The 13,006-nt window shown below is 33.9% G+C and carries 13 protein-coding genes; 4 read left to right on the top strand and 9 right to left on the bottom strand.

What is annotated here, in order from left to right; translation table 11 throughout:
* The 6 genes from IJL02_RS09750 to metG form a co-directional block, all read right to left on the bottom strand.
* Positions 1-534 carry a hypothetical protein gene (locus tag IJL02_RS09750; protein WP_292815813.1) on the bottom strand — a complete coding sequence of 178 codons (534 nt, stop codon included), beginning with the start codon at positions 532-534 and terminating at the stop codon, positions 1-3.
* Positions 535-660: 126 nt separating this feature from the next.
* On the bottom strand, positions 661-1,329 hold the full coding sequence (locus IJL02_RS09745; protein ID WP_292815811.1) for a 2,5-diamino-6-(ribosylamino)-4(3H)-pyrimidinone 5'-phosphate reductase: 669 nt from the start codon (positions 1,327-1,329) through the stop codon (positions 661-663).
* 4 nt (positions 1,330-1,333) lie between these two features.
* The gene (locus IJL02_RS09740; protein WP_292815807.1) at positions 1,334-2,350 is read right to left on the bottom strand and encodes a glycosyltransferase 4 family protein; all 1,017 of its coding nucleotides are present in this window, start codon (positions 2,348-2,350) and stop codon (positions 1,334-1,336) included.
* 36 nt (positions 2,351-2,386) lie between these two features.
* Entirely contained in the window at positions 2,387-2,851 is a 465-nt protein-coding gene (locus IJL02_RS09735) for a hypothetical protein (protein ID WP_292815801.1), read from the bottom strand.
* Positions 2,852-2,858: 7 nt separating this feature from the next.
* Positions 2,859-4,436 carry a DUF530 domain-containing protein gene (locus tag IJL02_RS09730; protein ID WP_292815798.1) on the bottom strand — a complete coding sequence of 526 codons (1,578 nt, stop codon included), beginning with the start codon at positions 4,434-4,436 and terminating at the stop codon, positions 2,859-2,861.
* Between the two features lie 12 nt (positions 4,437-4,448).
* The gene (gene metG, locus IJL02_RS09725; protein WP_292815795.1) at positions 4,449-6,440 is read right to left on the bottom strand and encodes a methionine--tRNA ligase; all 1,992 of its coding nucleotides are present in this window, start codon (positions 6,438-6,440) and stop codon (positions 4,449-4,451) included.
* Between the two features lie 727 nt (positions 6,441-7,167).
* On the opposite strand from metG, the gene priL reads away from it, so the two are divergent.
* Entirely contained in the window at positions 7,168-8,499 is a 1,332-nt protein-coding gene (gene priL, locus IJL02_RS09720) for a DNA primase large subunit PriL (RefSeq protein WP_292815792.1), read from the top strand.
* Here priL and IJL02_RS09715 read toward each other — a convergent pair.
* The gene (locus tag IJL02_RS09715; protein WP_292815789.1) at positions 8,489-9,004 is read right to left on the bottom strand and encodes a hypothetical protein; all 516 of its coding nucleotides are present in this window, start codon (positions 9,002-9,004) and stop codon (positions 8,489-8,491) included. The two genes, priL and IJL02_RS09715, sit on opposite strands and share 11 nt — an antisense overlap.
* An 87-nt stretch (positions 9,005-9,091) precedes the next feature.
* On the opposite strand from IJL02_RS09715, the gene priS reads away from it, so the two are divergent.
* On the top strand, positions 9,092-10,063 hold the full coding sequence (priS, locus tag IJL02_RS09710; RefSeq protein WP_292815786.1) for a DNA primase catalytic subunit PriS: 972 nt from the start codon (positions 9,092-9,094) through the stop codon (positions 10,061-10,063).
* Positions 10,064-10,066: 3 nt separating this feature from the next.
* Here the strand turns inward: priS and IJL02_RS09705 are convergent, their stop codons facing one another.
* Positions 10,067-10,651, bottom strand: coding sequence for a thymidylate kinase (locus tag IJL02_RS09705; RefSeq protein WP_292815782.1), 585 nt, complete (start codon positions 10,649-10,651; stop codon positions 10,067-10,069).
* A gap of 11 nt (positions 10,652-10,662) precedes the next feature.
* Positions 10,663-11,781, bottom strand: a complete 1,119-nt coding sequence (gene cofH / locus IJL02_RS09700) for a 5-amino-6-(D-ribitylamino)uracil--L-tyrosine 4-hydroxyphenyl transferase CofH (RefSeq protein ID WP_292815778.1) — start codon at positions 11,779-11,781, stop codon at positions 10,663-10,665.
* 177 nt (positions 11,782-11,958) lie between these two features.
* On the opposite strand from cofH, the gene comD reads away from it, so the two are divergent.
* Together comD and comE are read left to right on the top strand one after the other, a co-directional pair.
* A complete protein-coding gene (gene comD / locus IJL02_RS09695) occupies positions 11,959-12,450 on the top strand; it encodes a sulfopyruvate decarboxylase subunit alpha (protein ID WP_292815774.1) in 492 nt (163 codons plus the stop codon).
* Positions 12,451-12,454: 4 nt separating this feature from the next.
* On the top strand, positions 12,455-12,994 hold the full coding sequence (gene comE, locus IJL02_RS09690) for a sulfopyruvate decarboxylase subunit beta (RefSeq protein WP_292815771.1): 540 nt from the start codon (positions 12,455-12,457) through the stop codon (positions 12,992-12,994).
* The last annotated feature ends 12 nt before the right edge of the window (positions 12,995-13,006 follow it).

Below are 13,006 nucleotides of genomic sequence, written 5' to 3'. Positions count from 1 at the left end.
TCACCTTAAAATATTTGCAACTTCCACAATCAAATCATCATATTGATGACTACATTCATAAATATTTGAATAAAAAAATTCTTTTTGATTAAAAAAATTTCTTTTAAATAAATTAAAGTCCTCTTCATATTCATTTAAAGATGAACTTTTAATTTGTGAAATTTTAGTAGTTATCAAATCACAGAATAATAAGCTTAAATTCCTTACAAAAGAAGAAAATAAAATATATTTTCGAATATCATTAATAATATAACTTATCATGCTGCAAATTGGTAAAAAGAAATAGAATTCATCTTGGAAATAATCTAGTCCTTCAAGTTTATTAGATATATTATTCATTAATTCATTAATTAATCCTAATTTATCAAGAAATTCCTGATTTTCAGAATAAAGGCTAACTAAATTATCCAGAGAATTTTCTTTTTTAAAATGAATATTATGAAATTTTTCACCAATATAATCTAAAATATTTTTTAAATCTTGTACAAATCTACTAATCTCTAATATATTCTTATCATTCATATTAACATACATATTTATCACTTAAACAATGGTTTTTTAGTGATTAAGTATAAGTAGTCCATTATTTAAGTATTTTTCTGTTCTTTTGCACTACAATTTTACATACTCAGACAACTTTTTGTCTAAATTAAAAAATAGCTATTTTAAAACATTATATGTTAAAATCAAATCTTTTCCAAGACTGTAAGAGTCAAGCAACTCCAATTTAACCGCTTCATCCATGGTGTCAAAGCCTTCACCATCAAAGAAAGTCTTTGCATTCGCCCCTCCAACAACCATTGGAGCAACACAGATTCTTATCTCATCAATCAACCCTGCCTTAATCATTGAAAAGTTTAGGGTAGCTCCCCCTTCAAGCATTAGCTTTTCAATTCCTTCTTCATGCAAGTAACTCATCAGACCAGTTAAATCTACCCGTTTATCACCGCTCCAGAAAAAGTCAACACCCCGTTTTTTGAATGTTTCATATCTATCCGAAACAATAAAGTCATGTTTGTATTCATTGGCTCCGGCAATGATTGTTCTTGCATCCTTATTTGTAATTCTTGCTGCAACGGGTGTTCTGCATTTGCTGTCAACCACCACACGTACGGGATTATCTTCAGGATTTGTATCAACTTTATGGACAGTCAGTCTTGGGTCATCTGCCAAAACAGTTCCGATTCCAACCATAATTGCATCACAGTCCTTTCTGATTTCATGAACTCTTTTTAGGTCCTCTTCACCGGAAATATTTGAACTGCCTGTTTGGGTTGCAATTTTCCCATCCAGTGTCATTGCAGCATTAAGTATTACATATGGTCTCATGGTATCATCCTACATGATATAACATTTCTTTAATCTGTAAAAAGTTCATCAATGTTTGATTTTCAATCATTCCAGGCATTATCAATGCTACAAGAATACCAATTATTCCAAACACAATTCCAATGGCCCATATTATCTTTACTGCATCCTTTTCTGCAATCGGTTTTCTTAAAATCAGTCTAATTAATGATTTAAAACCAACTTCCGGCCTGACCAGCTTTCCGTCTTCATTCAACTGTGTCGGTTTTTGTTGGGAACGGTTCATTACACCTGCAGAGTAGAACTTTAACGCAGCATCAATAATATTAGGCATCAGAACAATCAAAGCAATCAGTTTTACCCTACCGATAAATGCTATACATACAATAGCTGCACCAATAATCAGTGTTCCGGTATCACCGGGGAAAATTTTAGCAGGGTATCTGTTATAGTATAGAAATGCTACCAATGCTCCAAGCATACTCATGGATATGATTGTTACATCGTATTTTCCCAAAATAATACATGCAATAGTTAGGGAAGCCATTGAGATAACGCCCAAACCGGATTCTATTCCGTTTAAACCTGCAAGCATGTTGGTTAGGTTGGATCCGATTGAAAGTGCAATAGGAATTGTAATCAAATAAAGCAATCCCACATTTGATGGTGCTGCCCAAATCAATGGTAGACCTGCTAAAAACAGCAAAAAGAATTTTTCCTTTGAAGACAATGCAAGTAAATCATCAAGTATTCCTATCATACCTACAAGCAGAATTACCACTAAAACAATGACTAACGGAAATGCAATGATGTCGTGCATGTAAATTCCGGAAAACATTCCTAAAGTAAATCCAAAAAGAATACCGAAACCACCCATTTCAGCAACAACAGGTTTCCATGATTTATGTATATCTTTTCCAACAATATCAGCATCTTCAAGTTTTTTAATTATCTTCGGCATAGATAATCTGGTTATAATAAAAGAAAGTAAACCACAGATTATAGCTATTGCATACAAAGGAAGTTGTGGTAGAATCATCATGATTAATTATTTAACATTCATTATTAAAAAAAGTAATTATTTTTTGCTTAGGATATAATATACACTTCTAAGAGGCATATCCAATTTTTGGGAAATCTCCTTTGCAGTCAAACCTTCATTTTTAAGATTTCTGATTTCCTCATGGTCATGTTTTCTTTTGCGGTTGTCAAAATTAGCTTTGCTTTTCTTTAAAAGGTAATAGGCTCTATTTAACTTTATATCCATCATTTCAGAAATCTCAGCTGCGCTAAATCCATCATTTGACAACTTCAATGCCTCATATTCTGCACCCATTGTCCTTGATTTGGCTCCCCAGTCATATTTTTTGACAACATCTATATCCAACTGGGACAATGCGTCAATATATCTTTTTGATGTTCGATCATATACACTAGGAGGGCATGTAATTTCTGATAAATTCGGATATTTTTCAATCAAATCAACAATCATAGATGAAGAAAGGGTTTTACTCATATGAATTGTTGTTACCTCGTCGTCCATATAATCACTAGTTCTTAATTAAGTCTAAAAATTTCTTTGATTTATCGCTTTTCGGATTTTTAATTTGGTCAATGTGCTTGATTTCCTTTTTGACTCTTGATTCATTAATGTTGAAAGCATTACTAATCTCTTCAAGTTCAATATCTGAGTTTTCATGAATTAAAGCAGCACCTAACGCAACATGGTTGAATTTAATATTTGAACTTCGGGACTGTTTTTCAAACTTGAACTTTTCATATAAAAGCAAGTCCTTTTCAGCCAGGGAAATAATTTTAATGTCAGTAAAACTGTTTAATGTATCAATCACTTTAATATAATCATTTTGGAAAACCTTTCTCTGTTCACGGTCAAGTTCTACTCGAATATATGGAAACGGCCCGTTAACGATTCTTCGGGAATTGTTGGATGTTGTGAGATAATATCTGAAGATATCCCACATTATCAATGTGGATGCAATATTTTGAAATGTATTCTTATAGATTGAATCCCTGATTTTTAAATCCCTGCTTAAAGACCTTTTAATGTTTCCAAATCTGTCCATATAATTCAGCTTTATGAACTCCTCCTGCATCATAGATTGCCTCCAGGCTTCAATTGCATTTAAATCAAACTTGTCAATATAATCAGGAGTCTGGTTTTCATATTTGGCGATGATTTCATAATATTTATTCAATCTCTTAAAATCTGTCAGTCTTCTTTTTAAAATGTCGTCTTTTATTTCAAAAATAATTGATTCGGCGTATTTCACATAACCGAGTGCCAAAGCAGTTCTTGCATGTTTATCGTCAATGATTGCAGGTTTGGTTCTATGGAATCGCAATGCCTCAATTCTTACATTTCTTCCATATATGCGCCTTACTTCCTCTTCATAGTTATTGACATATTCAGAATCAAGTGTTACATTTTTCCTTATCAGCCGGTTGTTCTTGTCTCGGAATCTGATAAGCAAAGAAATTGTTTTAACTACACCTTTACGTTCCTGCTTTAAGATATTTAACACTTGCTTAAATGATTCTCTGCCGTAGCTGTTGAGTTCACCCATCAAAACCATATAATTACCTGACAACGGCAGAAACGGAATTATTTCAAGTCTGTAAGTTGATTCCTTATTTACTTTAAATGTAAATCCCTGTGATCCGCAGCTGCATTTGGCTTGTCTTTGACGGTATTCATCCATGGAATATTTCTTATAACAGGAATTGCATTTTACATAACCGAACTGTTCTAAATTTCCGATTGCAATTTTGTGGGAGTCAATGGCTGATTTGACCCTATCCAAGATATTTTTCTTGGAATTTGCTCTCATTCTAAAAATCTGATTATGGCGGCTGTTTTCACCGACTTCTTCAAGAGATACATCGGAACCTGCTTTTGTTCCATAACGGTTTAAGGATGTGAAAGGGGTGGTGTATCCCTGAGCATCCATATCATCCTTAAGGCTTTGCAAATGGTCTAATCTGTCAACTAGCTTAAAGTAAAGACTTTTGAAATTATCAAAATCCTCAATATCATCCAAGATAATTGTATCATTTGCAATTTCTTTTAAGTAGTTCTCAGCTTTATTTACCAGGACAGATTCTTCCATTTTAATCTATATTTATTGAATTCTTTCGCCTACTTTTCCTGCTTCATCTGGAGATAATAATGCGCCGGATTCACCGGTTGCTAAAATCATACCTTCTGATAAGGTTCCAAATAGTTTTGCTGGCTGCAAGTTAGCTACAACACAGACTTTTCTGTCGACCAATTCTTCTGGAGAGTAGAATTTGGCAAGTCCTGCAACGATTTGTCTTGGTTTTTCTTCACCAATATCAACCTGCAATTTTAATAACTTATCTGATTTTTCTATTTTTTCTGCTTCCAATACTTGTCCTATTTTAATTACAACTTCATCAAAATCATCAATACTGATTAAATCACTCATATTTTCATCCTCATTATTTTGTTTTAAATTTTCCTGTAATTTTGCTTTTTCAGCTTCAATTACTTCATCATCAATCTTTTTGAATAACGGTTTTGCTTTATTTATCGCATGACCTTCAGGTAAGGCCACACTAGCATCTTTCCATTGATCCAAAGTTTCTATATTCATTATTTCAGCTATCTTATCAGCTTTTGTAGGTAAGTATGGTTTTAGTGTGTAAGCCAATGTTTTTGCTAGCTGATTGGATAAATATAAACAGTTGGCTGCCTTTTGCATATCCTCTTTTACAGCCTTCCAAGGTTCCTGGTCATTGAAATATTTATTTCCTTTTTTGGCTACTTTGAATATTTCAAGCAAACCTTCCCTGAATTCAAACTGAGATATGTATTCACCTGCTTTTGAAGGTAACTCTTCGATGGCTTTTCTGAATTCTTCATCTTCAGCTGAAGGATTTGTATATTTGGGAATCTTGTTGTCAAAATACTTTCGGGTAAATGTAAATGTCCTGTGCAGGAAGTTTCCGATAACGTCAGCCAATTCATCATTATTCCTTCTCTGGAAGTCATCCCATGAAAAGTCTGAATCCTTATTTAATGGTGCGTTGATTGTCAGGAAATATCTAAGCAAATCCGGTTCCCAGTCCTTTACAAAGTCTTCAATCCAGATAACCCAATTTTTACTGGTGGACATTTTTTCACCTTCAAGGGATAAGAATTCCCCTGCATAAATCATGTCAGGCAATTTGCATCCGTAAGCTGTTAAAAGTCCCGGCCAGAATATTGAATGGTGATAGATAATATCTTTTCCAATGAAATGAACTACAAAGTCCGCCCAATATTCCTCCCATTTCTTACCTGACTGGGCTGACCATTGACTGGCTGATGAAATGTAACCTAAAAACGCTTCAATCCAAACGTATAATACTTTACCTTCTGCTTCATCAAGCGGTACCGGAATACCCCAATCCATATCTCTTGTAAGTGTCCAGTCATTCAATCCTTCTTTTAACCAGTTTGATGCATAGTTTTTAACGTTAGCAGGCAGGTTTTCATTAGTGGATATGTATTCCTTAAGGTCATCTTCAAACTCTGATAATTTAAATGCATACTGGAAAGTGTCCTTTATTACAGGTGTTGTACCGCAGGTAATACAGTGAGGTTCGTCAAGTTCTGTCGGATCAAGTGCCTTACCGCATTTTTCACAGTGATCTCCTCTTGCTTCAGAACCGCAAACAGGACAAAGTCCTTCAACATATCTGTCAGGAAGGAACTTATTACAGTTCGGACAGTACAGCTGCTGAATATCCTGCCTGTAGATTAGACCCTTTTCATATAAGTCTTTAAAGAAATTCTGAGCTATTTTGTAGTGAGCCTCATCAGTAGTTCTTGTAAAATTATCCAGTGATATGTTCATGGATTCTACATCCTGAACAATCATGTCATGATATCTTTTTGAAATTTCAATCGGTTTTTTATTCTCTTTATCCGCCTTAACTGCAATTGGTGTTCCATGCTCATCGGTAGCACAAACCATCAGAACGTCATTTCCAACCATACGATTGTATCTTGCATAGATATCCGCTGGAAGGTAAGTAGAACGGATATGACCCAAATGACATGGCCCATTTGCATAAGGAAGTGCACATGAAATAAATATTTTAGACATTTATCTTTTCCCCTTATTTATTTTAAACATGATATAATTATGTTTTTTATATATAATAAATGATTATTTTTTAACACTGTTATTAGTAAAATAATAGGAATAATAAATTAAATTAAAATATTTCAAAAAAAAATCTATAAAGAATAATTAAATAATAAAGGAAATGGAATTATTTAAACTCCATTCCAATATTAAAAAGAGTATCATAAACAATGATATCTTTACACATCAATAAAATTATTTAATGAACAAGACATATATAAAATTTTTTAAAAATATTAAATAGTAATACTTTTTATAATAAAAGTAATAATAAATATTTATCTGGAATTTATAAAAATTATATCAAAAAAAGAGGAAGTATAAAAACAATGAATATTGCACATCAAAATTCCCTCTTTAGGAGGGTTGGACTTGAATGCAGTAATATTAGATGGTATTTTCTTTTTAGCCATCAGTTACTTTTGGTATTTAGCCCATAAGTAAAGTACTGCTAAAGAAATGAATTTTTAGAAAAACAAAAAGAGGTTATAGTTTTCAAGTTGAGAAAACGATGAAAAAGAAATCGATGAAACGGAATTTTAATGTGTGATATATTTTGTGGATTTAAGAATGAATTTCAGAGGGTGGAACAAATTTCACCCTCCCTCCAACTTTTCAAACAAAAAGCAACAGTAATTTTTAAAATGAGTTAGCTATTTAAAACATAAAATAAAAAGTTTAAAACATGGCTGAAGTTTCTTATATAAACCCATTGTCAAATGAAGGAAGACAAATTATAAGACAATACGGAGATTTGAATCAGATATTTGATGAAGATGAATCATTAATTGATATTATCATCCATACAACCAATCAGAAAATATCAGATGATTCCATAATTCCAAAATCATATCATGACCTTGCAATTAAACGTATACAATGGGCAATAGAAAAAAAGAACAATAAAAACTTCACCCAGTCTGAATTCGAATACCTGACAAATGAAAACCTCTTCACACAGGATGTAGTTACGTTTCACATATTATGCCAGGCAATCGCAATTCAGTTCAATTTAGGATCACGTGAAACAAGACTCTTTGTCGATTCTCTTGGAACCCTTATTTTAGAAAGACTTTCAAAAATACCTCCAATGTCAAGAGCTGAAATTATTGACGAAGTATTGGATGAAGTCAAAACTGATGGAGCCATTCACTGGAAGTCCTTAAGGGATGTTGTGGCATCCAAAAAACTCAAGTTAACTGAATTATTAATAGATCATGGAGATATTATTCTCCAGCAGGATGACTTCTTATACAGATTTGCAAACGAATTTCAAGACAGAAGTCCTGAGAGAATGTATGGAATATTGATTGGAGACAGCGTTAAAGAACAGATATTGTCCAGATTAATTATGCAAAAAACAGAAGAATACATTGCAAGAATAAAAGAAATGTCTGCCAGAATTGAAATCCATCCAGCAATCCTAAAGATTGGCGAAGAGCTAAAGGAATTCATCCCCGAAGAAACCAGCAAATACAATCAGTATTATGCCGGAAGCGGCGGAATATATGGAACAGTACAGGCTGGAAAACTTAACCCTGACGCATTTCCACCATGCATCAAGACAACAGTTGAAGGAGTATCTTCAGGCGGACGTAACGATGCAATTGTACTGTTATTAACATCATTTGCTTCATATGCAAGACTGTATCCTAGAATATTTGCATCAGATGAAACTGTTAAGGTATCAGATATGGATCCTGATTTATCAATTACTGAAAATGAAATTCTGCCATTGATTTTTGATGCAGCAGATAACTGTACACCACCATTATTTGAAGACCAGCCTCAGGAAAAAATCAATATCATATCAAAATTAGGATTTGGAATGCATGACAGGGTAGATATTAATCATGAAGGCGAAACCAAATGGTATACTCCAATGAGCTGTGAGAAAATTAAAATTCACCTTCCTCACTTATGCCATCCGGACAAATCATGCAAAGGAATAAATAATCCGCTTTCATGTTATGGTCGCAAGAAATTCCAGCTTGACAAAGAAGCACCTAAAGACTAGATTCTGAAAACTGAAACGGATTGTGGTCTTCATAGATTGCATCATAATACTTGTTTAAAATCTTGGATTCCCACATATTATAGTTATATTGCTCCTTTTTTTCAAAGTTATATGCCAAAAGTCCAATCTTTCGCTCATGTTCATCTATTCCTTTCATTTCACAAAATTCAGTTATGATATCAGGAATATATTCACATGGATCATCGCTGCTGAACTCCAGAAATTCCTCATATTCCTCTTTTGAAAAGAGTTCCTGTTCATTTATAGGGTCTTCATTTGATTTTATTGTAAATAATTCTATGTAAATATCATCAGCCAATGGAAGCTGGTTTAACTCAATGCCCAAACCATAAACCTTACCTGTTTCCAAGTTTAAGACTGTATGACCAGTTCGCTGACAGGCCAGCCAGTTGTCATAAGCCGGTTTTACAATATCTTCTGGCGTTAGGCTTGATAAAACTGTCTTTAAATGTTCTACCCCAATAACTTCAACAAATTCATTCATGTGATTATATTTATTTGCATGAAATATAAAACTGTGCCAATCTGCACATGCCCAAATAATAAATACTTTAAAAATAAATTTATAATCATGTTTTCTAAAGCAACCATCAAAGAGCGAAGACAATATTACCGTGAGGAATGGGACCCAAAAGACCTGCCCGATTTCATTGCAACCGACATTAAAAAAAGGGAATTCGGTTTTGACCACAATGGAAGAGGCCCTAACGACAGATATAAGGTCTTTAGAGGAACCGAGTCTTTACGCAAATTCTTAAGATATAAAGCGCCATTTGCTGCGTATATCTCTGTTGCTTTTTATAACAATCCTAAAAGAAGGGAAGACTGGTTAAAAGCAGAGTATATTTTCGATGTTGATGCAAAGGATATTCCAATCAGGTCATGTCAATGTGATGGTGTTTGTGAAATCTGTCTTGGTGAAGCTTTAGAAATCGTCAACAACCTTATAGATACTTTGGAATCTGATTTGGGCCTTAAAAACATACATCTGATTTATTCAGGCCGGGGTTATCACATAAGAATTCTCGATGAAGAGATGATGCTTGCAAATAGTGAACTTAGATCTGAAGTCCTGAAGTATGTTGCAGGAGCTGAAGTTCCAAAATCACAATTTATCAACTCCGAAATATCAAATCAAAGCTTTAACTTTGAGCATTTCTCAATTCCAATAGGATATTCCAAGATATTTACAGATAAAGTTAAATTCAACATCCAGCACCTTGTTGGAAATGAAAAGCTTGACGGCATAAATCCGAAACTGATGAAAGACATTATGGCATCAAGACACCACCTGGACAATGACAATTGGGGACTGTTTAAAAAGGATATTGGTCCTAGACGTTATAAAAATCTTGTTGAAGCTATGGCGAGAGTTAATCTTGCAACCATTGATGCTAAAGTTACTATTGACCTGAAAAGAATATTAAGACTGCCATCCTCACTACACTCAAAAGTCAGCATGAAATGTATGGAAGTTAAAGACAGAGAAACCTTTGATCCGTTTGATAAGGCAGTTCCTAAGTTTGTTTATGAAAGAAAATAAGTATTAAGATAATAATTTATCGGATTCCAAACATTTACTGGCTATTTTTTCAGATATTATTTCGGCAGAATCATCACCTGGAATCACATTCCAATTGTATGTGAATTTTTGTGACCTTAAACGATTTTTAGTCAAATCTTCCATGTTTTCAAACATTTCCTTTTCATCTCCACGGCCTGCCATTCTTCTAAGTGACTCTTCGGGAGATACATCCAAAAAGAACATGCAGTCTGAAGTCGGAAGAACAAAAGTAACAACCTTATAAACGATTGAATTTACAACGTTTGGAAGATACATTACAGCCAGAATATATCTTGAAAATATAACTACATCTGTATTTTTATTGTGACAGTACATCTGAACAGACCTGATGGCATCAAGACCGAAATAAATTGTTGCCTTTATGTGATTGACTTTGCCTTCCTTCAGGAGCGCCTCTTTTGATTTTCTGCCATATTTATTGTCACTGCATGGATGAGACCTAATGGTAACATCCCTACCCTGTTTTTTATAAACATCAGCAATCATATTAACTTGAGTATCCTTTCCAGAGCCATCCAATCCATCAATAACAATAAATTTCTTCATGTTTCCACCAGCTACTCAATAGGATAAAATTCCGTATATGTTGAATTTCTCTCTATCGGAGTTCTGCCCAAATCCTTTACCATACTGCTTAAAGTTTCAATTGATGCTTCAACCCCATCAGGTGCACCTGATGCTTCAGACAGTTCATCTCCACCTAAAGTTCCGCCCAAATCATTGGCACCTGCAGTCAGTGACACCTGAGCAAATCTGAAACCCATTTTTACCCATGATACCTGAATATTTGGGATTAAATCTCTAAGCATTAACCTTGAAACTGCATATAATTTTAAATCCTGAGTTCCAGTAGCTCCAAGATTTGATTGGCCTTCCAAAAATATTGGAGAGAACTCATGCATAAATGTCATTGGAATAAATTCTGTAAAACCACCAGTATCCTGTTGAATCTGTCTGATAATGTCAATATGCTCTACCCTTTCTTCTAAAGTTTCAACATGACCGTACATTATTGTTGCAGAACCCTTAACGCCAACTTCCTGAGCAGTTTTTATGATATCAATCCAATCTGCCACACTAACCTTTTCAGGACATATTATCTCCCTTGAACGGTCAGTTAATATTTCTGCGGCAGTTCCAGGCAATGTGTCAAGGCCAGCATTTTTAAGTATTTCAAAACCTTCTGCAACGTCAATTCCTGAAACCAGACATGCATCCCTAATCATTGTTGGTGAAAATCCATGAATATCAACATTTGGATGACTATCTTTTAATAAAGTAAGTAAATGTTCGTAATAGTCAATATCTGCATCTTTAAGTACTCCGCCCATCAGTGTAAATTCACGGGCTCCATTTTCCACAGCACCCTGAGCTTTAGCTAAAATCTGCTCATCATTTAAAATATAAGCTTCAGGATCATCTGCATCTTTTCCGAATGCGCAAAAACCGCATCTGACTGTACAGATGTTTGTAAAATTAATATTGCAGTTGTTAATGAATGTTACATTGTCTCCTGCAATTTCACCTCTTAAATAATCAGCTGTTGCAAGTAACGGATACAAATCCGCCCCTTTAATATTCATCAAATGATTGGCTTCCTCAACAGTTATCTCTTCATCAAGTGATTTTGTTAAGATTTTTTCTGTTTTAGAAGAAATTGGCAGTTTATCAAACATGATTTTATATTACTCTAAAGTTAAATAAAAAGGTTACTATTAAGTTATTCATATCTATTGAAATTTAAATTAATTAAAATGAAAAAATAATATGCTTGTTCCAAATATTTGAAATTAAATAACTTTTTATAATATTTTTGATAAATAATAATTATTAAAAAGATTTGAAGTGATATGATGGATAGTAGTGAAGCTATTTATAATGGCCTTAAAGATGTAGGAATCGACTTCATTGTAAGCGTTCCCTGCGTTAACCTATCAAAAATATTAAACATGATTGACTATGACGATGAAATAATCCATATTCCTGTTACACGTGAAGAGGAAGGAATCGGAATATGTGCCGGAGCATATCTTGGAGGTAAAAAGCCTGCCATTTTAATGCAGAATTCAGGGCTTGGAAACTCAATAAACGCATTGAAATCCCTTACAGAATTATATGAAATGCCATTGTTAATGATAATGAGCCATAGAGGAACTGAAGGTGAAAACATTTGCGGACAGGTTCCAATGGGTGAATCAACACCAAGGATTTTAGAGGCTATGGATTTTAAATTTTTCAAACCGGCGAAACCTGATGGCGCTTATGAGGACATTAGAGAAGCATGGGAATTGTCCTGTGAAGAGGGAAAACCAGTTTCAGTACTTTTGAAAATAAAATATTGGTGATAAGATGGCAAGAAGAGAAGCAATAGAAGACATAATGAAAAATATTGATGATGAGCTTGTTGTTTGCAATATCGGGTTTCCTTCAAGAGAGTTATATGATATAGCTGACAGAGATGAAAATTTTTATATGATCGGTTCTATGGGCCTTGCATCATCAATAGGTTTTGGCCTTGCACTGGCAAGACCGGATAAAGACATTGTTGTTATTGACGGCGACGGAGCTCTTTTAATGAATATGGGTTCCCTTGTAACAATTTTTGCTGAAAATCCAAAAAATTTAACCTGGATTGTAATCGACAATGGTGCTTACGGTTCAACTGGAAATCAGGATACCTATGCTCAATTGCTTGATTTGACAGACATTGCAAAAGGCGTTGGTTTTAAAAACAGCTATGATTTTAAAGACATTGATTTAAAAGAGATTATCAAAAGTGATGATGCCAGTTTTATAGTTTATAATACTGAAGCCGGAAATTCATCTGCTCCTATAATCGATTTAGAACCAGTTGAAATCAAAAAAAGATTTATGAATACTATCAAATAATCTTTATACTTA

The organism is Methanobrevibacter sp. (assembly GCF_017427765.1).
In the GTDB taxonomy this organism is placed as follows: Archaea; Methanobacteriota; Methanobacteria; order Methanobacteriales; family Methanobacteriaceae; genus Methanocatella.
The sequence above is the reverse complement of the archived record's forward strand: the minus strand, read 5'-3'. Positions and strand labels throughout refer to the sequence as shown.